This is a genomic window from Niabella sp. CPT15-335-S11, assembly GCF_058792415.1.
This window is the reverse complement of the sequence record NZ_JBYTEI010000004.1, coordinates 38,531-63,123: the sequence shown is the minus strand read 5'-3', so window position 1 is coordinate 63,123 and position 24,593 is coordinate 38,531. Positions and strand designations below refer to the sequence as shown.

17 protein-coding genes are annotated in these 24,593 nt (G+C 46.2%); 8 read left to right on the top strand and 9 right to left on the bottom strand.

What is annotated here, in order from left to right:
* Window positions 1-15: 15 nt before the first annotated feature.
* Both AC3WS5_RS12990 and AC3WS5_RS12985 read left to right on the top strand, forming a co-directional pair.
* Window positions 16-1,650, top strand: coding sequence for a sodium:solute symporter (locus AC3WS5_RS12990; RefSeq protein WP_492467825.1), 1,635 nt, complete (start codon window positions 16-18; stop codon window positions 1,648-1,650).
* A gap of 33 nt (window positions 1,651-1,683) precedes the next feature.
* Entirely contained in the window at window positions 1,684-2,376 is a 693-nt protein-coding gene (locus tag AC3WS5_RS12985; protein ID WP_492467824.1) for an NUDIX hydrolase, read from the top strand.
* 3 nt (window positions 2,377-2,379) lie between these two features.
* Here AC3WS5_RS12985 and AC3WS5_RS12980 read toward each other — a convergent pair whose 3' ends face one another.
* The 4 genes from AC3WS5_RS12980 to AC3WS5_RS12965 form a co-directional block, all read right to left on the bottom strand.
* On the bottom strand, window positions 2,380-4,224 hold the full coding sequence (locus AC3WS5_RS12980) for an alpha-L-fucosidase (protein WP_492467823.1): 1,845 nt from the start codon (window positions 4,222-4,224) through the stop codon (window positions 2,380-2,382).
* A gap of 36 nt (window positions 4,225-4,260) precedes the next feature.
* Window positions 4,261-5,028: a phosphatidylinositol-specific phospholipase C/glycerophosphodiester phosphodiesterase family protein gene (locus AC3WS5_RS12975; RefSeq protein ID WP_492467822.1), complete on the bottom strand. Its 768-nt coding sequence runs from the start codon at window positions 5,026-5,028 to the stop codon at window positions 4,261-4,263.
* Between the two features lie 114 nt (window positions 5,029-5,142).
* On the bottom strand, window positions 5,143-7,248 hold the full coding sequence (locus tag AC3WS5_RS12970; protein ID WP_492467821.1) for an endonuclease MutS2: 2,106 nt from the start codon (window positions 7,246-7,248) through the stop codon (window positions 5,143-5,145).
* A 157-nt stretch (window positions 7,249-7,405) separates the two neighbouring features.
* Window positions 7,406-8,311, bottom strand: a complete 906-nt coding sequence (locus AC3WS5_RS12965) for a DUF4382 domain-containing protein (RefSeq protein WP_492467820.1) — start codon at window positions 8,309-8,311, stop codon at window positions 7,406-7,408.
* A gap of 223 nt (window positions 8,312-8,534) precedes the next feature.
* On the opposite strand from AC3WS5_RS12965, the gene AC3WS5_RS12960 reads away from it, so the two are divergent.
* Window positions 8,535-9,026, top strand: a complete 492-nt coding sequence (locus tag AC3WS5_RS12960) for a hypothetical protein (RefSeq protein ID WP_492467819.1) — start codon at window positions 8,535-8,537, stop codon at window positions 9,024-9,026.
* Between the two features lie 71 nt (window positions 9,027-9,097).
* Here the strand turns inward: AC3WS5_RS12960 and AC3WS5_RS12955 are convergent, their stop codons facing one another.
* Both AC3WS5_RS12955 and AC3WS5_RS12950 read right to left on the bottom strand, forming a co-directional pair.
* Complete coding sequence (locus tag AC3WS5_RS12955; RefSeq protein WP_492467818.1) at window positions 9,098-10,066, bottom strand: ROK family protein; 969 nt, start codon at window positions 10,064-10,066, stop codon at window positions 9,098-9,100.
* A gap of 55 nt (window positions 10,067-10,121) precedes the next feature.
* Window positions 10,122-11,474, bottom strand: coding sequence for an MFS transporter (locus AC3WS5_RS12950; RefSeq protein WP_492467817.1), 1,353 nt, complete (start codon window positions 11,472-11,474; stop codon window positions 10,122-10,124).
* A gap of 316 nt (window positions 11,475-11,790) precedes the next feature.
* Here AC3WS5_RS12950 and AC3WS5_RS12945 point away from each other — a divergent pair, with 316 nt between their 5' ends.
* The 4 genes from AC3WS5_RS12945 (at window position 11,791) to AC3WS5_RS12930 (ending at window position 18,175) form a co-directional block, all read left to right on the top strand.
* Window positions 11,791-13,215 carry a glycogen synthase gene (locus AC3WS5_RS12945; RefSeq protein ID WP_492467816.1) on the top strand — a complete coding sequence of 475 codons (1,425 nt, stop codon included), beginning with the start codon at window positions 11,791-11,793 and terminating at the stop codon, window positions 13,213-13,215.
* A gap of 64 nt (window positions 13,216-13,279) precedes the next feature.
* On the top strand, window positions 13,280-14,560 hold the full coding sequence (locus AC3WS5_RS12940) for a glucose-1-phosphate adenylyltransferase (protein WP_492467815.1): 1,281 nt from the start codon (window positions 13,280-13,282) through the stop codon (window positions 14,558-14,560).
* A 163-nt stretch (window positions 14,561-14,723) separates the two neighbouring features.
* Window positions 14,724-16,241: an MFS transporter gene (locus AC3WS5_RS12935; protein ID WP_492467814.1), complete on the top strand. Its 1,518-nt coding sequence runs from the start codon at window positions 14,724-14,726 to the stop codon at window positions 16,239-16,241.
* 95 nt (window positions 16,242-16,336) lie between these two features.
* Window positions 16,337-18,175 (top strand): glycoside hydrolase family 13 protein, encoded by a 1,839-nt coding sequence (locus AC3WS5_RS12930; protein WP_492467813.1) that lies wholly within the window; start codon window positions 16,337-16,339, stop codon window positions 18,173-18,175.
* A 4-nt stretch (window positions 18,176-18,179) separates the two neighbouring features.
* Here AC3WS5_RS12930 and AC3WS5_RS12925 read toward each other — a convergent pair whose 3' ends face one another.
* Together AC3WS5_RS12925 and AC3WS5_RS12920 are read right to left on the bottom strand one after the other, a co-directional pair.
* A complete protein-coding gene (locus AC3WS5_RS12925) occupies window positions 18,180-18,920 on the bottom strand; it encodes a GLPGLI family protein (protein WP_492467812.1) in 741 nt (246 codons plus the stop codon).
* A gap of 12 nt (window positions 18,921-18,932) precedes the next feature.
* Complete coding sequence (locus AC3WS5_RS12920) at window positions 18,933-21,776, bottom strand: outer membrane beta-barrel protein (protein WP_492467811.1); 2,844 nt, start codon at window positions 21,774-21,776, stop codon at window positions 18,933-18,935.
* A 203-nt stretch (window positions 21,777-21,979) separates the two neighbouring features.
* Here AC3WS5_RS12920 and glgB point away from each other — a divergent pair, with 203 nt between their 5' ends.
* Window positions 21,980-23,944 (top strand): 1,4-alpha-glucan branching protein GlgB, encoded by a 1,965-nt coding sequence (glgB, locus tag AC3WS5_RS12915; RefSeq protein ID WP_492467810.1) that lies wholly within the window; start codon window positions 21,980-21,982, stop codon window positions 23,942-23,944.
* Window positions 23,945-23,964: 20 nt separating this feature from the next.
* On the opposite strand, the gene AC3WS5_RS12910 is transcribed toward glgB, so the two are convergent.
* Entirely contained in the window at window positions 23,965-24,477 is a 513-nt protein-coding gene (locus AC3WS5_RS12910) for an acyl-CoA thioesterase (protein ID WP_492467809.1), read from the bottom strand.
* Between the last annotated feature and the right edge of the window lie 116 nt (window positions 24,478-24,593).

Below are 24,593 nucleotides of genomic sequence, written 5' to 3'. Positions count from 1 at the left end.
TAAAAAAGTAGAAAAATGCATATCGTCGATTGGCTTGTATTGCTGGTGTTTTTTGCCGCCCTCGCCATCATCGTTTATAAGGTTCTATCGCGGAAAAAAGAAGATACCTCTGATTATTTTCTTTCGGGGCGAAGCGAAACCTGGCTGACGGTGGGTGCGGCTATTTTTGCAGCAAATATCGGATCGGAGCACCTGGTCGGGCTTGCCGGCGCCGGTGCAGAAAGCGGCATGGCCATGGCTCACTGGGAGATGCAGGGTTGGATGATCCTGATCCTGGGTTGGGTGTTTGTACCGTTTTACGCGCATAGCCGGGTGTTTACCATGCCTGAGTTTTTGTTGAGACGGTACAATAAAAGTACCAGTTCGTTCTTGTCTGTGATCACCCTGATCAGTTATGTACTGACCAAAGTTTCTGTGACGGCTTATACTGGCGGCATATTTCTCAAAACCGTACTCGGCATAGAAAGCATGTGGGGAATTGATTTCTTCTGGATATCGGCTATCGGACTGGTATTGATCACAGGTTTGTTTACTGTACTGGGAGGGATGAAAGGAATCATGATGATATCGGTGGTACAAACCCCGATACTGATCATTGGCGCCATTATAATCCTGGTGCTGGGACTGCTGAAATTGGGTGGGGACGGGCTTTTGAGCGGCTGGAATGAAGTCGTTAAATATACGGGCGATAATATGCATTTGATACATTCCAAGGGAGATCCGCTCTACGAAAAGTTCCCTGGAGTAGGCGTTATTTTCGGAGCTTCGATCATCGGTTTCTGGTACTGGTGTACGGATCAGCATATTGTACAGCGGGCGCTGGCCGCCAAAAATCTGAATCACGCGCGCAAGGGAACTATCTTTGCCGGCTACCTTAAATTATTGCCGGTGCTGATGTTCCTGATCCCCGGAATGATCGCTGCTGCCATGAAAGCCAAGGGTATGGCATTCTTTGAAACTAACGACCAGGCATATGGCAGTTTGGTGTCTACACTGCTGCCGATTGGTATTAAAGGTATTGTGATCGTGGGTTTCATCGCTGCGTTAATGACTTCACTGGCCGCACACTTCAATTCATCCGCAACCCTGTTCACGATCGACTTCTACAAGCATTACCGGCCGCAGGCTTCTGAAAAGAGGCTGGTGTGGGTTGGGCGAATGGCGACTGTAGCGGTTGTATTCCTTGGTCTGATTTGGATCCCTATTATGAAAGGTTTGGGTAATGTGTTGTATGAGTACCTGCAGAATGTCCAGTCACTGATTGCGCCGGCTATTGCAGCAGTTTTCCTGTTGGGCGTTTTTCATCGGAAGATCACGCCGAAAGCAGGGCAGTGGGGCCTGATCACGGGATTTGTATTGGGTATGTTCCGGCTCGCTGTTATGATTTTTAAACCGGCTGCATTCAACTGGTTGCTGGAAATAAACTGGCTGTATTTCTGTATTTTTCTGTTTTTCTTCACGATGGCACTGATGGTAGTTATCAGTTTCGTTACACCAAAACCAACGGAAGAGCAGCTTCGGGGAGTTACCTATTTTTCGCAAACACCCGAGCAGGTAGCAGAAACACGAAATAGCTGGACAAAATGGGATGTCGTACATTCTCTAATAGTCGTAGGCCTGTGTGTCGCATTTTATATTTATTTTTGGTAATTCGTATCACTCTTAAACTGAATAGTTAAATTGATGTCTAGCACTTCTGAATACGCTGCCCATGATAGCCTGATGGTTGCAGTGGACTGTATTATTTTTGGTTTTGACAGTCATGAACTCAAAGCATTGCTGGTTAAACGGGGGTTCTCGCCCGGTAAGGGCAAATGGAGTTTGATGGGTGGCTTTGTGAAGAAGAATGAGAGTGTGGATGATGCCGCATCCAGGGTTTTGGGTACACTTACCGGGCTGACCTCGGTTTATATGGAACAGCTATATTGTTTTGGTGATATTGGCAGGGATCCGGGCGGAAGGGTTGTATCCATTGCTTATTTTGCGCTCATTAAGCTGGACGATTATGATCCTGCGCTGATGAAGATCCACCAGGCGAAATGGTTTCCGGTAAAAAGTATCCCATCGGTGATCTTTGATCACACGGAGATGATCCTTCGTGCCCGGGAACGGTTGCGTCAGAAGATATCCAGCCATCCCATTGGATTTGCCTTATTGCCGGATAAGTTCACAATGTTGCAATTGCAGGCGCTGTACGAGGCCATCTACGAAACACAACTGGACAAAAGAAACTTCACCAAGAAGATTCTCTCGCTTGGCATACTGAAAAAACTGAAGGAAAAGGAGAAGTCCACTTCCAAAAAAGGTTCGTTCCTCTATGTCTTTGATATAGAAAAATATAACCAACTTGAAAAAGAAGGCCTTCGGTTGGTTTAATCCTCACAAATTGCTCTCAATCGGCTTCACATCATGCCGGTATTCTTTTACCGGTCCATCCAGCAACACGGCGATCACGGTAACGAACTTGTCCAGCCTGGCTTCAGGGATGTCGATATAAACCAATCCCGGCACAGCGCTCCAGTATAGTTTATCGAACATCTTATAATCCAGGAGTGTACCATCACCCACGATCCTGATCCTCGCGATCTGATTGCTGATACCTTTCAGCGATATGGGCCCGTTGGGTCTCCCCTCCACAAACAAGTAGATCGTCTTTTTATCGGCTGACAAAGCAGACATGCCAGCATAATGCCCCTGTGATAAACCTTTCCCGCTCTGCGCAATCGCCTCCGTATGTTTCAGGATCCATTGTTTCACTTGCGGCGGTGCGTTTCTGATTGTGCTATTTTTGTACTGTTCATTCATAACCAGAGGCTCGGCCAAAAAGCAATTCCTGCCTTCAGAAATATCAAAGCAGATATCACGAATCACCTGTCCGGGTTCCCGATTTGTGTTCTTGATATAATCGCCGAACTTTGGAACAGGAATATGCTGAACAGGGGCGGAGAGGTTCAAAGGTTCGCTCAGACTCAGTTTCAGCACAGTGATGTCCTGATCCCATTTCACTGAACGGAGGTTCAGTTCGTAATTTCCACTCTTTCCATTGAAAGGGATTTCCTGGTTTGTGCCGACAACAGATATTTTCCTGACCGAAGATCTGATACCTCCGATTTTGAGCGATGGCATCGCCCGTTGATCCAGGTATAGAAATAACGTTTTGCCATCTCCTGATAAAGCGGATCTGCCGGTGTACTGAAGCAACGGATTACCGGCACGCGTCCCGTATACGGCCTCAGCGTGTTTTTTTGTCCATCGGCCAAGTGCTTTAAGTATACTCACCTGTTCGGGTGCGATGGTGCCATCGGCTTTTGGTCCGATATCCAGCAGTAAATTACCACCCATTGAAATGCAGTCTACCAGCGTGCTGATGATCATAAAAGGCGTTTTATAATGCCTGTCAAAGGGTTGATAACCCCAACTGTCGTTCATCGTGTAACAGAGCTCCCAGTATCGATCTGCCGGGCGTTGTACTGGTACGCCCTGCTCCGGGGTGGCGTAATCACCCTGTTCTTTTAACCGCGAGTTGATAATTATTTGAGGATTGCTCCGTTGCAACATGGCTTTGGTTTCAGCTGCTTTCCATTCTTCTGCGCTGTGTTCCCAATCGCCATCAAACCAAAGCAGGTCGGGATTAAACTGCCTGGAAATTTCTGAAAGCTGGCCCTGGTAATACTTCACAAACTTTTCAAATCTTGCAGGTTCGTGTTTGATATCATATCTCTTGATGGAGCCGGTAAACACATCATAGTTTTTATAACTCCAATCCGGCAGAGAAAAATAAATTCCTGTTTTTAGTCCGCTTTGTTTCAGCGCCCTGACAAACGGTGTTAACACGTCTTTGCGCGCTGTGCTGTGCCGGGGAATCGTCAAGGCATCAGGCTGTTTGCTATCCCACAAAGACACGCCGTCGTGGTGCTTGGAAGTGATAACGGCGTATTTTGCCCCGCTTTCTTTGATGAGGTTTACCCATTGTCCCGGATCATAGTTTGCTGCCGTAAATCCGTCTAACTGTTTCTTATAATCAGCATAGTTTATGTAGTTGTTGAAAAAACTCCATGACTCAGGAATACCATTTACTGCATAAATTCCCCAATGTATAAAAATGCCCAATTTGGCATCAGCAAACCATTGCATTTTTCCATGACTAATCTTCGCTTGTGAGGAGGCCCGCGTGGAAAATATCATCAAAGTCAGCAAGGTCACGAGCCGGAACAGTTGGGTCATATTTTTTCATCAAAAATAGGGCTTCCGCGAAATCTTTCAGGGTTTAGCCAGAAAAGATGCGAGTTCTTCTATTTTGTCGGTGTTGATGAGGTCAACTCCTGATTCCATCAGGAATTTCCAGGCTTCGGGCGTATCCGGTGTGGCCCAGAAACGGATAGGCTTTTTAAGCTTATGTACCCTTTCTATCTCAGAAAGCAATCGCTGCTGCGTGGCACTATCTATTTTCCCTATCCCGTTCCAGTTTGAATAATTCCTGAAGCTGGCACTGAGGAGCGCCAGTTTTTTCAGGTTCCTTTCGGAATAGCTGTCTGAAACATTGCCATCAAATTGAATATATTCGGGATATTGGTAATACAATTCCTTGTCGGGGCGATTGCCGCTGATCGCTATCGTCACAGTCTTGGATTTCCGGATTTCGGGGTAGGCCTCCAGTTCACGTATAAGTTCCCGTATAGCGGCCACTCCGTCTGTCTTGCAGTCAATGAGAAGAATGAGTTTCTTTTTCTTATCGGGGTAGATATGCCCTTTGTTCTTCAGGATATTTTGTCTAATGGGATCCAGGTATAGCGTTCTCAGGGTTCGGGAAGGCAGGACATGTTTTGCTTCATGGGCTACCAGCAGATCGTTATTTACCAGAAACACATCGGCTTCAATAGAACCAAATCCTTTCCTGTACGCCTTCCAAAACGGCTCATTTTGTTCGTAGTCATTGTGGGAGTGGGCATTGGAAGTGGTATATTTTTGTCCGTACGACCCAAGAAACGTCAGGCAAAATACAATTCCGGTCAGAATTATTTTTTTCATAGCGCAATATTACTTCAATAAAAAATATCTGCCGTTTAACCGGGCGTTATTTAATTGTCAACCCGTTAATTGTCAACCCGACCCCATGACCCGGGTGGATTGCGACGATTTGTTTTAGGGAACCATTTCTTTATCTTTCACTACGATCAGGTCATCCAGGGGTACCTGCATGGGCAGCAACCCAATTTTTACAACGGCGCGCTTGCCTTTAATTTCCAGCACTTCGCCAACCTGGTGGTTGCGTTTCATCTTTACCTTGCTTCCCACTTTGATTTCGCCGCCAATTTCCTGGTATTTTGTGTCGATCTTTTTTTGCATCCTGCTCACCTGTTTTTTCTCACCGCGATTGAAAAGGAGCGCATTGATTTGCTTGACCACTTTATCCTTGTCTGTCTCTTTTTTCCATTCAATCGTAACCTGTTTGAGCTTTCGTTCCATGTCTTTCAGATAAGTGATCCGTTGCTCGCTGATCTTGTTTTGTTCTTTCAATACGGCCACGTGCTGGCGATGGCGTTCCTGGTCCATCACTTGTTTCATTTCTTTTTGCAGGCGCTCATTTTCCTTCAGCAGTTTTTCCAGTTGCTGATCTTTTTTTGCGAGGTCGCGCAGATCCTGCTCTGTACGGTTCAGTAGTTTGTCGAGGCGATACTGGTCTTCTTCCACTAAACCCCGCGCTTTATCGATCAGCCGTTTGTCAAGACCAATTCTTTCAGCAATCGAGAACGTGTAAGAGCTTCCTGGTTTCCCAGTGATCAGCTGGTATTGAGGCTCCAGTTTTTTTTCATCAAATGCCATGGCCCCGTTGATAATGCCGGGCGTTTTACCCGCCATTATTTTTAAATTCAGGTAATGTGTAGTGACTACACCAATCGAATGTTTACGAACCAGTTCCAACAGGATAACTTCGGCAAAAGCCCCGCCAAGATTGGGATCACTGCCGCTGCCCAGTTCATCGATGAAGAAAAGGGTTCTGCCATTGGCGTTCTCCATAAAATATTTCATATGGATGAGGTGACTGCTGTAAGTGCTCAGTTCAAATTCCAGGCTCTGGGTGTCGCCGATATGAATCATGAGCTGCTTAAATATTCCGAATACGCTGGAGGGGTGAACGGGGACCAGTAAACCACTCTGGACCATCATTTGCAGTAGACCGATCGTTTTCATTGCCACAGTTTTTCCACCTGCATTCGGACCGCTGATCACGAGAATGCGTTGTTTTTCATCCAAGCGAAGAGACAGCGGTATTGTTTGTTTCCCGTTTCGTTTGTTATACAGGTAAAGTAAAGGGTGGCAGGCGTTGACAAGGTTCACCTGAGGCTTGTCGGTTACCACAGGAAATTCTCCATTGATGTCCAGGGCCAGTTTTGCCTTCGCACGGATGAAATCGAAATCCCCAACGATGAGGTGGTATTGTTGCAGCAAGCCGGCATAGCCGGAAAGGCTGGCTGTTAGCTGGCGCAGTATCCGGTAGACTTCCTTCTTCTCGCCGGTCTCCAGCTCACTGACCTCATTATTCAGGTGCATGGTCTCCTCTGGTTCAATAAACGCTGTTCTCCGGCTATCACTCTCGCCATGCAGCACACCCTTTACCATACGTTTTTGTTCTGCAAAAACGGCGACCACCCTGCGCCCATTCATAAAACTCTCCTCAATCTCAGCCAGGTATCCCTGTTTGTTCAGGCGGGCAATAATCTTCTCAAAAACGCGGCGCAGTTCGTTTCTTTTCCGGTAAAGGTTCTGACGAATCTCGCGCAAAGCAGGTGAAGCCGAGTCTTTGACGATGCCGGTCTCGTCGATCACCTCATCGATCAGGGCGATGATCGCCTTTTCGTAATGGGTGTGTTGAATGACGGTTGCCAGGGAAGCATAAATCTGGCGGCGCTCTGCATCGAACCAGCGGAATATTTTTTCAGCGCTTTCAGCTAGTCGGCGAACCTGGATCAGTTGATCACCCTGTAATACAGCTCCTGGTATGGAAAGCAATTTAAGCTCCCTGGCGAGGTTCAACACATAATCATTCGGGAAGTAGACGGCATTTTGAATCAGTTGCCGGTATTCGTGTGATTGCCGCAGCTCCAGATCCACAAAAGATAACTGGGTATGGATCCGGATTTCCTTTGCTTTCTGACGAGCATAATCGCACTGACAATGAGATGCCAGCAGCTCTCTGATCTTTTCAAACTCAAGTTGCTGATAGGCCGATTCGGGGTATAATTTCATATTCTGAACGTCAAAGATAAAACTTTGGCGGCTAGGCATAAAGAGGCAAACAACCTGATTAATTACGTGCAGTTGTTGCCGACCATGCGTTTATTGAACAAAAAAAGGCCAGGCAATGAAGCCCGGCCCTTTAACAGATTCTATTTCGAACAAACCTCTACTTTGTCAAGACAACTGGCTTAAGTTCCAATTCTTTACTACGGGAAACAGCAACATTATTTACGGTAACGCTCTTGTAACCGTTAGAAGCCTCGTAAACAAGGGTATAGGTTCCTTCGCGCAAACCGCGGATCTTGAATTCGCCTTCACGGTTGGGGAATGCTGAAGCGGTATCCTTTGCGTTGTACATCTTAACAACAGGACTTGCTTCCCAAGGTGTTACTTTACCTTCCACTTCAGCAAAATTCTTATCGCAGAAGGGTTTCAGGTATGGCCTGAGATAATATTTCCCGTCGGCATAAAAGATGGATCTTGCTATGTCAAAATCAATCCAAACGCCAACTTTGCCGTTTGACTCGTCACGGTCTTCGTCATGAAGTTTAACATACAGGTATTTACCCTGGGAATGCTCTCCGTTAACCAAAGTCAGCGGATAGTGCACTCCGTTCTTTACAACGTAACTATTAGTACCAAGTGTCATCCGGATCTTTCTAACCGTACCTTTTATAGTTCCATGGGCTACCATGCTGTCCAGTCCATTTCTTAAATTATATACGTTTACCAGACTTGGTTGAGAATTCAGCGTTACCCAGTAACCATAATTATCATGATCTTCCCCCTGGTGATCTCCATCGCCTTTAGCGCCCTGGTGGTTGTCATCCTCATCCTTGTCGCTATCGCCGAAATGATCATCGTCCCGGTTACTGCTGGAATCCACTTTGGCCTCTATTTTCTGGATATCAAGAAATACGGCGTCAAAACTTGCGGGTGCGTCCGTTAAGTAAACGGACAAGGTCCTGGGACTATTCGAACTGGTTACCGGACCGTTAGTATCTGATTTAGAGCAGGCTGTAAGCCCAGCCAGCGCCAAAAAAATGACTGCGGGCAGGAGAAATTGTTTCATAAGACTATTTTTAATTTTAATTTATACTATTCGACAGGACAAAGTACATGCCAAATGATGAAAAAAAAATGAAAATTCTCATAGATTTCTTTTAGTAGCACGAATTTAATAGTACGAAAGATTCAAAGATTCAGGGTATCGACAAGCTCCGTCGGGCGGATAATTTCGTAGTTTTGAATGGAGTATGCACAGGGAAGCCAGCTAAATTCAAAATGTTTTCACGATGAAAAAAAATATAGTTTTCACGGGAATTTTGTTTTTGATAATGGCCTGCAACCATAAAAACAGGGAAGTCAGCCAACTTCAGACCAAAATAGATAGTCTGGAAAATCGCCTGAATCAGGCTTATGTGCCCGGTTTTGGCGAGTTTATGAGTGGCATCCAGGTACATCACAATAAATTATGGTTTGCGGGGATCAATAGAAACTGGCCGCTGGCGGATTTTGAAATTCACGAGATCATTGAAACGGTTGGGTATATTCAAAAATACCAAACCAGGAGAAAGGAATCCAGGGAGGTCGATATCCTGCTGCCTGTCCTGGATAGCGTGAGCGCTGCGGTCAGGACTGGCAATGAAATCGCTTTCCGGAAGAATTTCAATGTACTTACGGAGACCTGCAATACCTGCCACAAGCAAACTGATTTTGGTTTTAATATTGTGAAGATTCCAGATTCTCCACCCTTTTCCAACCAGGTTTTCAAACCTGCTCAGTGAGACGGCCAATGAAAAGACAAAAAAAAGCTGCCCTCGCGGAACAGCTTTACAATAGGTTCAGAACCGGTTATTTATTTTTCCCAGGCCAGGGCGCTGGCGCCAAGAATAGCAGCATCAGCTTCCTTGAGTTCGCTAAATACCAGTTTAACTTTATTCTGGAAAATGGGCAACAAGTTTTTCTCCATATGCTCACGGGCCGGTGTCATGATCAGATCTCCTGACTTTATAACTCCACCGAAAAGAATAATGGCTTCAGGTGAGGAAAACATGATAAAATTGGCCAGTGCTTCACCCAGGATCTGTCCTGTATACCTGAACACTTCCGTGGCAATGGCATCTCCTTTTTGGGCACAGTCAGAGACAGCCTTTGAGTCCAGATCTTCTTCCGGAATATCATTCAGGGTGGAAGCGGGGTTCTCAGCTCTGAGTTTCTTGGCTGTAATGGCGATACCTGTAGCAGAACAATATGCTTCCAGCGACCCATTCAGTTTGGTGCCCCAGTGAGGTCTTCCTCCCGGGCGGATGATCGTGTGGCCCAGTTCCCCCGCAAAGCCATCGTGACCATAAATCATTTGTCCATTTGCTACGATACCACTTCCTACGCCGGTACCCAGGGTGATCATGATGAAATCCTTCATCCCTCTGGCGGCACCATACATCATTTCACCAAGTGCTGCTGCATTAGCATCGTTGGTCAGTGTGCAGGGTATACCGAATTTTTGTTTAATCAGATTTGCCAGCGGAATTACACCCTTCCATTGCAGGTTCGGTGCGTACTCGATGGTTCCTGAATAATAATTTCCGTTAGGCGCTCCCATTCCAATCCCTATGATCTGATCCTGTATGCCGTAGCTTTTCACTAACGGGTCTATACTACTATGGAGCGCATCAATAAAGTCCTCAATCTCTGGATAATCTTCTGTCTTAATCTCGCCTTTGGAAATGATCTCGCCCCGGTGGTTTACAATACCAAATTTCGTATTGGTACCGCCGATGTCAACACCAATGGCAAATTGCTTCGATAAATCTAAAATAGCCATTTCAGTCTGAATTTATTTAAGTAAATCAATTGTATGTTTAAAACGACGGTTAGTATCAGATGTTTTCTTCTGCTATCAGGTTAGAATTGCCCGCAGGTATACCAACGGGGATATCCTTGTTCACATTTTTGCTTCCAACCGATGCGTAGAAAAGCAGGTAGGCCAGACCGGCAAAGATGAGCCAGTAGCTTGCAATATAGCCAGCTGAATCGGCTATGCTGCCCTGAAGTGCAGGAAGGATGCCACCACCACAAACGAGAACCATAAATATACCGGAAGCTGCTGCCAGATATTTTCCAAGACCTTCAACGGCCAGGTTAAAGATGCTTCCCCACATAATGGAGGTGCAAAGACCTACAAGAACAATGAACATCGCGTTGATAGGCACTTCTGCCATGCCAAAAGATAATGAGCCCGTAGCTGATTTTTGAAGCACAGGCAATGATACCTGGGATGTTGTGGGAGAGAAAATAGCCAACCCTATTAAGATCAGGCCAACAAAGGAGGCAATGCTCAACATGGTTTTGCTGGATACCTTGCTGCCAATCGATGCACCTACCAGTCTTCCAATCAGCATCAGGAACCAATAAGTACCGGCCACGAAACCGGCCGTGGTTTTACCGACCGACGAAACGCTCGAGTCAGAAAGCCAAAGAATCATGATACCGGGAGTACCCACTTCCACGCCAACATATACGAAGATGGCAATAGCGCCAAGGACGAAATGCCTGAACTTTAATGCGCCTGACATCAGAGAGCCCATGGGTTCTGAAGCTTGCTGCAAATGAGGCTCTGGGATACTTACGAACAGCAATACAAAGAATACCAGTGCAAAAACACCCATTGCAATATACATCACTGGGAATACATCGGCAATTTGCGCTTTGGCCACAGAACCAATCAAAACGCCCACGAAAGCAGGTGTAAAAGTGGCCATGACAGAGTTAAATGAACCACCTACCTGAATCAACTGGTTACCCTTGTTACCTCCGCCTCCGAGCGTGTTCAGCATTGGATTTACCACTAAGTTCAACAGACACATTGAAAACCCTGCAACAAAAGCGCCGAGGAGGTAAACGCCAAACGCCGATTCGTGCGATGCATATCCGGATAAGTATTGAATCAATACACCCACAAACCCAACTGCTATAGCGATCAATGCTGTTTTCTTATATCCATACTTCTGCAGCATCAGTCCGCCCGGAATACCCATGACCGCGTAAGCGATAAAGTTGGCGGCATTCCCTAGCAGCCCTAAGAAGTTGGAAACAGAAAACTGGTCTTTCAATACCTGTCCCATCGGTGCAGCCAGATTAGTAACAAAAGAGATCATACCAAAAAGTATGATCATCATCACAATGGGTAGTACGTAACTTTTCCCTTTCTCAGCGTTCACAGTTGTGTTCATTTTTAAGTATTTGTAATTATAAAATAGGATTAGTCGGTATCAGATTCTGAGAACAACAATTCAAACAAACAACCGGAAAAATTCCGGCAGATCATTGTCTCGGAGATCGTCAGTTTCATGTACAAGGCAAATTTTACTTATTGCAACATTAGGGACAAATGTATATATATTTAACAGAAATCGCTTTTTTTCCTATAAAAATTTCAAATGCTTGTGAAAGACGACAACAAAGTTCTCTAAAAAGTGGGTGACTATGATAAGTTTGCATTTGGAAATAAATTCTATAACTTTAAACTGGTAAAAAAAATTCAGCTTCATGGAAATTTTACACGTGTCTGCCGAGTGCTTCCCCATGGCGAAAGCTGGTGGATTGGGCGATGTGGTGGGAGCGCTCCCCAAATACCAAAATAAACTGGGCCATATTGCGAAAGTAGTGATGCCGATGTACAGGACGAAGTTCTTGTATGAAAATGAATGGGAACTGGTTCACGAAGGGGGGCAGGCGCTGGGATCGAACTGGTTTAAATACAGTGTAATCCGCGAAAGAACGAATAAGTTAGGTTTCGACCTGTACCTGGTGGATATCAACGGGGTTCTGGACCGGGAACGGATCTACGGATATGATGATGACACGGAACGGTTTGTGTCCTTTCAGCTGGCGGTATGTGACTGGGTCAGCCGATGGAAACATACGCCCGATGTTATTCACTGCCACGATCATCAGGCCGGTCTGATTCCTTTCTTTGCCCATCATTGTTTTGCATTCCGTTACCAGTTGGGCAATGTGCCCACGGTGTTTACAATACACAATGCCGAATACCAGGGCCAGTTTGGTTGGGACAAATACGCCTATATTCCGGCATACGACACCTGGAACTGGGGCTTTCTAGACTGGCATAATGATATCAATCCGATGGCCTCCGCGATCAAATGCGCCTGGAGGGTTACTACGGTCAGTCCGAACTACATGGAAGAGTTGAAGAAATCGGCACGAGGGCTGGAAAATCTGTTTGAGTATGAAAAAGGTAAATGTAGTGGCATCATCAACGGTATCGATGTGGATGTTTGGAATCCGGATACGGATCACTATCTTCCCCTCAAATACGATGCAAAAACAGTTGCGGCCGGGAAGAATAAAAGCAAGGCTGAACTGGCTGCACGTTTCGGACTGAACCCGGATCGGCCACTGACCTGTTTTATAGGGCGTCTGGTCGATGAGAAGGCAGCCGATATTCTTCCTGAGGCAATCAGTCAATCCATTTACCAACACAATGGCAAAATGAGTTTTCTGGTGTTGGGGAACGGAAATTCAGGGATTGAAGGGGAGTTGGTCTCCATGAAAAAGCAGCTTAAAGGTTATTTTAATGCACTGATTGGATATGATGAGGCGTTAAGCCATCTGATGTACGCGGGATGTGACTTCTTGTTGATGCCCAGCCGGGTGGAACCCTGCGGCCTGAATCAAATGTACGCGCTTCGCTATGGCACCATCCCGATCGTGAGGAATATAGGCGGATTGAAAGATACAGTTATCGACTTTGGCGATAAGGATGGATTCGGTATTCGCATGGAGCAATCCAGCCCGGGGGATGTTGTTTATGCCGTTGGGAGGGCACTGGATCTCTTTCAGAACCGTAAGGAACAGTTTGAAGATATCAGGGCACGCATCATGCAGATCGATCATAGCTGGGACAGTTCCGCGCAGCAATACCTGCATTTATATCAGTCGGTTTTGTCCTGATCAACGTTCAGATGGAAACGATTGGACCGTAGGAATCAATTTTTTATTAATAAAACAATAATTTATGTCTATCCAGAAAGAAGTTTTGGCGATTATCCTTGGTGGGGGAGCCGGAACCAGGCTCGCGCCGCTTACCAGCACCAGGTCCAAACCTGCCGTGCCAATTGCAGGTAAGTACCGGCTTGTAGATATCCCCATTTCCAATTGCCTGAATTCTGACATTAACCGGATGTTCGTCCTTACACAGTTCAATTCAGCCTCTCTGAACAGGCATATTAAGAACACTTATCATTTTAGTAATTTCAGCAAAGCCTTCGTGGATATTATTGCCGCTGAACAAACTCCAGAAAGCCGGAACTGGTTCCAGGGAACGGCTGATGCGGTCAGACAAACCCTGCGACATGTGGCGCCCTATCAAAGCGATTACGTCCTGATCCTTTCAGGTGATCAGCTTTATCAGATGGATTTCAGCAAATTGCTGGAGCATCACAAACACTGCAATGCCGATCTTACGATTGCAACAATCCCGGTTGGAGAAAGGGAAGCGCCGGAATTCGGCATCCTGAAGTCTGATGATAGCCATACCATCACCTCGTTCATAGAAAAACCTAAAAAAGAATTGTTACCGGAATGGGTAAGCGATACCGGGGAAGAAATGAAGCTGAAAGGAAAAAATTACCTGGCATCCATGGGAATCTACCTTTTCAATAAAAAACTGCTTTTTGACCTGCTGAATAATATTTATCCGCAGGCGACAGATTTTGGCAAGGAAGTGATCCCTCTCTCTATTGACGCGTATAAAGTTGCGAGTTATCAATATGAGGGGTACTGGACCGACATCGGAAATATCTATTCTTTTTTTGAAGCAAACCTGGAGCTTACATCCGATATCCCTGAATTCAATCTTTTCGATAACAACCGGACGATATTTACCCGGCCCAGGATGCTGCCACCCGCCAAAATGAGTGGTACGACGCTCGAAAAAACGCTCATTGCAGAAGGATGCATCATCAATGCCTCAAGAATTGAACACAGTGTTGTGGGCGTAAGAGCCAGGGTTGGCTATGGTTCCACCGTCGTGAGCTGCTATATCATGGGCGCAGACTATTATGAAACGATCGAAGATATTAATACCGCCAAAACCAGGGGTATTCCCCCGATAGGTGTAGGTTCACGTTGTTACCTGCGAAACTGTATCATTGACAAAAATGTCCGGATCGGAGATGATGTCAGGCTGAACGGTGGCCCCCATCTTGAACCCGCTGAGACCGATCTCTTTACCATCAGGGACGGAATAATCGTGGTCAAAAAAGGTGCTGTTCTGCCCGACGGATTTGTTTTATAATTTTTAAGACCGGTAGCTTCTGCCGGTCTTTTTAAAAATAAAATTTATTGTGTACTAAATACATATTAAGTTTGCAGATCTGTTCATAACGGTTTAATCACTGATCCTTTTCATCCTCTTCCGGAGCGTAACGTTTGTGTAGCGGAAGACCAAAAAAAACAATATGGTGGACGCTTCTCCGGGTTCAAGGCCCCGGCTTAGTCTGGCAAAGATCATTAACATGAGCGTCGGATTCTTTGGGATCCAGTTTGCCTTCGGTTTGCAAAATGCCAATACCAGCAGGATCTTTCAAACCCTAGGCGCAGAAATTGAAAAGATCCCAATCTTATGGATCGCGGCGCCGGTGACGGGTTTGATTCTGCAGCCGATCATTGGCCACATGAGCGACAAAACCTGGATCGGGCGGTTGGGCCGACGCCGGCCATACTTTATGATAGGCGCCATATTTGCCATGCTGGCTCTTTTTATCTTTCCTAATGTACACTCGCTGTGGCTGGCGGCTGTGATGCTTTGGGTTCTGGACGCTTCTATCAATATCTCTATGGAGCCCTTTCGGGCTTTTGTCGGAGATATGCTGCCTGATGAACAACGAACGACCGGCTTTGCCATGCAGAGTTTTTTTATTGGTCTGGGTGCGGTTATATCATCTGCCCTTCCCTGGCTATTAACTGCTGCAGGGGTATCCAATGAAGCACCGGCCGGTGCGATCCCCGAATCGGTAAGATTATCCTACTACCTCGGCGCCATCGTTTATATGCTCGCGGTGTCCTACACGGTGATTACAACCCGTGAATACTCGCGCGAGGAACTGATTTCATTCGGCGTACTGAAACAGGACGATTCCGACAATGTCGTGATCCGGACACCATACAGGAAATTTGTCTCGAGTGGATGGACATGGCTGGGAACGGGCATTGTACTGACCGCCGCCCTCTTCTTCTATAATGAAGGAGCAAAACAGCCTCTCGAAAAAGAACTCTACGTGCTGACAGGGATTCTTAGCGTTTTTGGGTTGCTCAAACTGGCTTCAGCAAACCGGCTGAAAATGAATAAGTCTAATGGCCTGGTAGAAATTATGGACGACCTTAATTTTCTGCCCGATACCATGAAACGACTGGCCTGGGTCCAGTTCTTTACCTGGTTTGCCCTGTTTTCTATGTGGATTTACACAACGCCGGCTCTGGCGCAGCATCTCTATCACACAAAAGACACCTCTTCCCCTGAGTACAATAATCTCGGGAACTGGGTTGGCGTGCTGTTCGCGGCGTATAATGGATTTGCCGCGTTGCTGGCCCTTCTGCTGCCGTTGCTGGCAAAATGGTTTTCCAGACCTGTCACACACCTGATCGCGTTAATGGCCGGCGGGATTGGATTGATTTCGTTTTTTTTCATCAGAGATGAAAAACTGTTGCTGATCAGTATGGTCGGCGTTGGCCTCGCCTGGGCGAGCATCCTGTCGATGCCCTATGCCATGCTGACAAAATCATTGCCCCCTAAAAAGATGGGCGTATATATGGGGATCTTCAATTTTTTCATAGTGATCCCCCAAATCCTGGCGGCTACGATCCTTGGTATTTTTACCCGTCATTTTTTTCACGGAGAAGCTATTTATACGATCCTGCTGGGTGGTTTGTTCATGATCGTTGCGGCCCTGCTGAATCTGAGAATAAAAGATAAATAAACAGACCGGTCCTGAGGCTTACGCCGGGACCTGACGACTATCCCATGGTATAAAATATATTATATAATATTAGTATAAGATAATTATATATAAAAATGAAAAAGATTTCATCGGCTTTTTTGCTTGTATTTTCAGTACTGTTCATTTATGCCCAGGAACCTGCCGTGTATCCATCCAATTGGTGGATTGGCATGCATTGGAACAAAGTGCAACTGCTCATCCGAAACACAGCCTGGGAGAAGGGTAAGCCATCTGTTAGCATCAACTATCCGGGTGTAAAATTGGAAAAAGTCTCAGCATTTGCCAATCCGCATTACCTGGCTTTGGACCTCACCATATCGCCCAATGCAAAGCCCGGAACGGTGAAAATAAAAGCCGGTGGCGAGACGATCAACTGGCCCTTGCAGGCACTAAGGAAAGGCAACGGTACGCTCTTCGCCAAGGGCGCTACATCAGCCGACCTCATTTATCTGATTATGCCCGACCGGTTTAGTAACGGTGATCTAAGCAACGACCGAGTTCCAGGGATGAGAGATCAGTCACTGAGGCGCGACACTGTTTTTAATCGCCATGGCGGTGACCTGAAGGGTGTGGAGAATCATTTGGATTACCTGAAGGACCTGGGTGTGACTGCCATCTGGCTGAACCCCGTCTGGGAGAATGATATGCCCGAACGCACAGAACACGGATACGCCTTCACCAATCACTATAAAGTGGACCCCAGATTGGGTGGGAACCAGGCTTATAAAAACCTATCCGATGCTGCCCATGCAAGAGGCATCAAAATTATTCAGGATGCAGTGTATAATCACGTAGGGTTGGAACACTTCCTGTTTCGCGATCAGCCCGACAGTTCCTGGTTTCATCGCTGGCCAACCTTTACCCAGACCAACTACAAAGAACAAACGTTATTTGATCCCCACGGTTCGGCAATCGACAAAAAAATTATGTCGGATGGATGGTTCGTTCAATCTATGCCCGACTGGAATCAACAGAACCCTTTCGCTGCAAATTTCCTGATTCAACATGCGATCTGGTCTGTAGAGGAATTTGGCGTCGATGGCTGGCGGGTAGATACCTATGCTTACAACGATCTTAACTTCATGAATCGCTGCAATGAAGCGCTTTACAAGGAATATCCCGATATCAGCATCTTCGGCGAGACCTGGGTACACGGCGTTATCAACCAAAGCTATTTCTGTCAGAATATTTTCAATACACCATTCAAAAGCAATCTGCAGGCTACCACGGATTTCCAAACGCTGTTTTACGGTATTCAACCGGCCGTAAACGAACCCTTTGGGTGGACCGAAGGTGTTAACAAGTTGTACAATACGCTAGCCCAGGACCTGGCTTATAAAGATCCGATGCGCCAGGTGATATTTCTTGATAACCACGATCTTAGTCGGTTCTATTCCGTCGTTAAAGAAGATACAGCCAAATATAAGACCGCCCTCGCGTGGCTGCTGACAGCCCGGGGTATCCCTCAATTGTACTACGGCGGTGAAATTTTGATGACTGGCCTCACCTCACCCAACGACGGTTACGTGCGCCAGGACTTTCCAGGTGGCTGGCCGGGTGATAAAGTGAACAAGTTCCTGGCTTCGGGCCGGACAGATCGTGAGAACGCCATCTTTAATTATGTGAGGACACTGGCAAACTTCCGGAAAAATTCACCGGCCATTAAAAAAGGTAAACTGATGCAGTTTTATCCGATCGATGGCGTGTACGTGTATTTCCGTTATACCGAAAAGCAGACGATCATGTGTGTGATGAATACGAATGAAAAACCAATGAACCTGAAACTGGACAGGTTCCGGGAGCGCACAGAAAGATTCAAAACAGCTCGTGATGTGGTTACAGGCCAGGGGTATGCATTGCAGGACACCTGGAACCTCAACCCGATGTCGAACCTGGTACTAGAGCTTAAGTAGGGTATCAGATCAGTGTTCGCCACATCATCTGGTCGAGCCATTTCCTGGACTCGCCTCCCCAGGATTTACTCAGTTTCTCGATATCTGTTTTGATTTCGTCGGCAGATTTCTTTTTACCTTTTGTGGGAATTTGAATAGCTGTTGCTGCAGGTGCGACCGCTTTTACGCCGGTTGCCACCCAACTTGTAAATAAACGCGGGACGGTTACGCCGAGAATCATGCCTGGTAAACCATGTAATCCCATCGGTCCACCGCTTATCTTGATTTCGTCAGCGTAATATACAAAGACATAAACGCTGTCAAACAGGATGGTCTGTGCTTTGCGGCAATTGAATCCGGCAATAACACGTTGGTCATCGGGATCAATTTTCCACCGGACAGGTTTTTGATCACCTTCCATCAGGATATAACCTTCGAGCGTAATCAGGTTGGTGAATTTTTTTTGCGTGTAATCATTATACCAGATATTCTCATCATCTCCGCGCCCGAAGAACATGGGCATATTTCTCGTATCGCCCTTGCGGTCGAATTTATAAACCGACCGGTTTCCGGCGAAACTGTAATTGTAGTAATTGGTGGTGAACTGCGGCACCTGGTCTTTCAGCCGCTGGAAAAAGTCGTTCCCTTCCATCTGACGGTGAACATTCGTGCGGACTTCAAATTCAATCGTACCCGATGTGATAAATTGTTGAGCTTCTGCCTGGAAAAGAAACAGGGTAAAGCAAAGCAGTATCAGCGCCCTCATAGTAAAATCTTTTTATTTTGTTATAATAACTTTATTTCCGGACGGTGTATCTTTCTGATTGGAATTAGTGCCGGCATTCATTTTTGAAAAATTCCATACAAACCCCAGCAGAAAGTGCCTGCGCAAAACGGTGTTGTAGGTCTCGGTAAAGCTACTGCTGCCAAAATTACGGTTGTAGCCATTTCGCTGGTTCAGCGCATCCCGTACGGACAGTTTAACCTGGAATTTCTTTTTATTAAACCATTTGGAGATATCCGCGTCCCAAAATACAAAATTGTTATTTGTGGGGAAGCGGGAATCCTTCTGTCTGAACTGGGCATCGATATTATTGTTGATCTCAAATTCTTTTGGCAGGTAGACTGTGCTCCAGAGGCTGCCACCCGAAGTCCAGTACTTCGCATTGGCCATGGTGTTAACCGTTGCCCGGGCAATATTGTAACCTATATATGGCCTGAGATAGACGCGATACTTTTTGTCTTCATCCTTGCCGAAACTTATCCGCATATTGTAGGTTTCATTGACTGTCAGGTTTTTGAGCGATTGCCCGTTAGCGCCTGCAATAAAATCAACGCGTTGTGAAAAATTATAAGATGGGTTAAAACCTACACTGAGGTTTATTTTCTGGATCTTACGGTCGAACCACATAAAGGCGTTGTAGTTGTACATTCCGTTTGTGTTGACGGTCTGTGTAGTTCGCACGGCATCTTTAATGTAATCCAGATTGGCAAATGCATTCTGCGTAAATCCATAATCAACGGCAATAAATATACTTCTTTGAGAAAGCATTTTCCATGAGTTATAATTCAGGCTGAAGCGATGCGAGAAAGATGGTCTCAGATCCGGGTTGCCAATGAAAATATTCAAGGGGTCCGTGTTCACCCGGATCGGTTGCAACTGATTCAGGCTGGGCGCAGAAGTGTTTCCGTTATAATTGAACCGAAATCCTTCCTGGGGTTTGAGCTTGTAGTTAAAACTGGCTCTGGGATAGTGATTGGCAAATGAGAAATCTGTACGCGTATTTTCAGTCTTATTGAGCTGCTCATACTTGGTGAAAGCCACACTGGATCCGAAGTTCAGGTTTACTTTAGTGTTGCTGTACCGGAAACTGAGCCCTGGTGCATTTGACATATCATTATACTCAAATTCATTGCTGAGTGAATCTATTTTCCGGTCGTATTCGCCCTTGTTCCCTTTGGCCAGGATATTCCGGATATTATTTCTTTTATTGTAATTGAAGGCGTAGCTGGTCTCCATATAAAAGTCCTTGGCCAGCGGCTCTGTATAAGCGGCGCGGGTGTTGAAGGTATTGCTGTTATTATCCACCAGGTTTCGCTGATCTATGATTGAAGTACTATCCACCACGTCGTTCCTGTAGAAATCTATTTTTGAATAAAGGAACCCATCACTGTTGCTAACATTATTGTTGAATGAACTATTGATCGAGACCGTCCTGAATGCTTTTTTGAATTTATGCATCCATAACAAGTTAGCGTTGTAGGCCGACTGGTCCGCGTTGCTGGTGCTGGTTCTGTTATTCGTATTGATAAACTGACCGTTCTTATCATTAATATTTTCCGCGTAATAAGTAGAACGGTTCTTTGTATAATTCAGATTGCCGGTCATGGTAAGCTTCAGTGAATTCATCGAATCGAGTTTGGATTCCAGAATCAGGTTGGCGGCGTGTTTCTGATTAATATTCCTGAAATCGGTTTGTGAGTTCATACTCCAGGAAGAGTCTTTCACGAAATTCTTTGAGAAGACCCTGGTATTTCCCGGTGAGTTAATATCCACGTAACGGTATCCCAGATTTACAGAATTCTTATCCTCGTTGAATTTGTTGCTGTAATGGATGCCGGCGTTATAGTTTACCGGGATCCCCGTGGCGCTGTTCCAGTCGTCGCCCCCGCTCCAGATCATTATTCCTCCTTCTGGTGTGACCTGAACATTACTTGAGGCACCGTATTTATCCGCGTCGTCCCAGGAGAGGTTCATAAACCCGGTATTGCTGCTGATGCCATAAGCCGCCAGCTTTCTTTTTCCCTGGAAGGCATTGATCATGGCTGCTCCGTAGTAACGTCCGGTACCAGAGTTGTCATACGGTTGCTTGCCGTCCTTCATGCCGGCGCCGGCATCGATCTTTCCGAAGTATCCCTTCTTTTTATCATCTTTGAGTTTAAGGTTAATGGTTTTATCCCTCACGCCATCGTCGATTCCGGTAAATGCCGCCTGATCACTTTTTTTATCAAATACCTGTACTTCCTGTACCACATCGGCCCGTAGATTTTTTGTGGCGATCCCCGGATCGGTGCCAAAGAACTCCTCTCCATCAACCAGCACTTTCTTTACATTTTCTCCCATAGCGGTGATTTTCCCCGTCCGGTCTACCGTGATGCCCGGGAGTTTCCGAAGTAATTCCTCCACATTTGCTCCTTCGGCCACTTTAAAGCTATCCGCAGTAAACACGGTGGTGTCTCCCCGAAGTATAATAGCGCGATTCCCCCGTACGATCACCTCTTCCAGCATCTTGATTTTGGAAAAGAGATGGATGATGCCGAGGTTGACCTGCTGTCCGCTGACAATTTTCACGCTGTCGAGATAATCTGCGAAATACGGATGCGTCACCAGGAGCAGGTACTGGCCACTGCTGTCGGGGGCCGCGAGCTCGAAATGCCCGTTTGCATCGGCCCGGGTAAAACCGGTCAGGGTCGTGTCTTTCATGTACAACAGGGAGACCACACTATTTTGAAGATTCTTTTTGTCGGATGAATCGGCCAGTGTTCCCCGGATACCGGTCGATTGCGACCAAAGGATTGGGCTCAGTGAGAGTGACAAGGCAAAAAGTACAATTGTTTTCATAACGGTTGTGATAGCATTAAACGTTCGTGTCAAGTTCCCGTAAACAGTTGCAAATCTCAGGGTTTTCTTTAAAACTTATTGATTTACACAAGATAATATTGTTAAATAAATGAGAAAGTACGAAAAAGTTATACTATTACGAAAAAAACGTAGATCATTTTTTTGGTGTGGATTTGCTTAACTTGCTAGTACAATTCATCTTTATGCCAGTTGATTACCGGATACTGCAGGAAAAATACGAGAAGGAAAATTTCATCGATACTACCCTGCCGGTGTGGAATTATTCCCTGTTATCGGAAGAGGATATTCGGAATTTTCAATCGGGAGCCCATTACAGTCTGTATGAAAAATTCGGTTCACATTCACTGAAGGTCAACGGAACCTGGGGCATGTATTTTTGTGTGTGGGCGCCGAATGCCAGCTATGTCTATGTAACCGGTAATTTCAATGACTGGGACCGGCTCACGCACCCCCTTACACCGCGCTGGGATAAGAGCGGTATCTGGGAGGGTTTTATACCCGGCATCAGGCTGGGCGAATTGTATAAATATCATATTGTCGGGTTCAAAAACCGGGTCACGGACAAAGGCGATCCTTTTGCGAACTTCTGGGAGCTAAAACCGCTGACAGCCTCCATCACCTGGGATCTTTATTATGAATGGCGGGATGCAGACTGGATGCAGGCGCGGAAAAAGAATAATGCCCTGGACGCACCCTGGAGTGTGTATGAAGTGCATCTGGCGAGTTGGCAAAGGCCTGAACCGGGCAATGAATTTTCCTATAATAATTACGACCAGATCCGGGAGCGACTGGTGTCGTATGTAAAGGAAATGGGTTTTACCCATGTGGAACTGATGCCGGTCACCGAGTTTCCTTTTGATGGCAGTTGGGGCTACCAGGTCACCGGATATTTTGCACCCACTTCCCGCTTTGGAGATCCGCAGGGGTTTATGCGGCTGGTGGATGCGTTTCACCAGGAAGGCATCGGTGTGATTCTGGACTGGGTGCCTTCGCATTTTCCCTACGATGCGCACGGGTTATTTATGTTTGATGGTGCGCATACCTATGAATACGCCGACATGCGCAAGGGCTTTCATCCCGATTGGAACAGTTATATTTTCAACTATAAAAGGGGAGAAGTCAAATCATTCCTGATCAGTAGTGCCCGCTTTTGGTTTGATATTTTTCATATAGATGGGATACGCGTGGATGCGGTCAGTTCCATGCTAAAACTTAACTATTCCAGGAAAGAAGGTGAATGGGAACCCAATGAACACGGCGGCGATGGGAACCTGGAGGCTATTCAGTTTATCAAAGACCTGAACCAAATGGCATTCCGCGATTTTCCGGATGTGCAAACTATCGCGGAAGAGGCCACCGACTGGCCCGGGGTTTCGCGTCCGACCTATGCAGGCGGATTGGGATTTGGTATGAAATGGATGATGGGCTGGATGCACGATACATTGGACTATTTCAAACTGGACCCCATTTACCGGAGTCATTACCAGAATAAGTTCTCATTCAGTATGATGTATTATTATGATGAGAACTTCATGCTACCCATCAGTCATGATGAAGTGGTGCATGGCAAAAGCCCGCTGATCTTCAAGATGCCGGGAGATCTCTGGCAAAAATTCGCCAACCTGAGACTTTTTTATACTTATATGTGGACCCACCCCGGCGGAAAATTGTTGTTTATGGGCAATGAGTTCGGTCAGACCTCCGAGTGGAATTACAAATCGGAACTGGACTGGTTCCTGCTGAAGCATAAAAGTCACCAGGGAGTGAGCAATTGTCTGAAGCGATTGAACGCCATCCTGAAAGACGAGCCCGCCATGTACATCAATCAGTTTAATATTGATGGGTTTGAATGGGTGGATCTGGATCACCGGGATGAATGTGTAATCGTGTATAAACGTAAGGGGAAAAAACCGGAGAACGACCTGCTGGTGGTGCTGAATATGACGCCCGAAGTGCGTTACGATTGGCCGGTTGAAGTCTCGGGAAAAGAATATACCCGCGAAATATTCAATTCAGATGCTTCTGAATATGATGGTACCGGTGATGTGTTTAACCCCGATATCCGGTCAGAATGCCTGGATGAAGACCATAAAAAATATCGGATAACGCTGAATATTCCACCACTGGCCGGACTGATACTACATTGATCCGCTTAAGCTGCGGCAGTTCAGATTCCAGAAAAGAATTCTTTTAACTCAGTCGCATCCCCCGGTTTAATCTTACCCGCCAGTAGCAACCGTATCTGGCGACGATGTAGTGCACCTTCGAATATTTTCTGATCTTCCTCGGTGGCTGGCACTACGGACGGAGCAGGACGGGGTCTTCTGTTATGATCCACGGCCACGAAAGTGTAGTAAGCCTCGTTGCTTTTGTATTTGTAGCGGCTGACCAGATCTTCGCCCCAGACCATGAGCCTGACTTCCATGGAAGTATTGAAAGCTCGTGTGACCTTCGCCTCAATGTGTACCACATTGCCCAGTTTTATGGGGCTTACAAAGGATAGATTATCGACCGATGCCGTAACAACCATCGAGTTACAATGCTTTTGGGCCGCGATACCGGCGGCAATGTCCATCCAGTACATCAAACGGCCACCCATCAACCCTCCTAAGAAGTTGGTATCGTTGGGAAGTACTAGTTCCGTCATGATCGTTAAGCTATCACCAGGCGATTTTTCCATTTGCTTGTTTTTGCAAATGTAAAGGAAGTTAACCGAGTGGCGGAGGACGTATTTTTCTCTCTGAATCAGCGTCTGGCAGATAGGAAAAAACTGAAAAATTTTCAGGGTGAATTTGT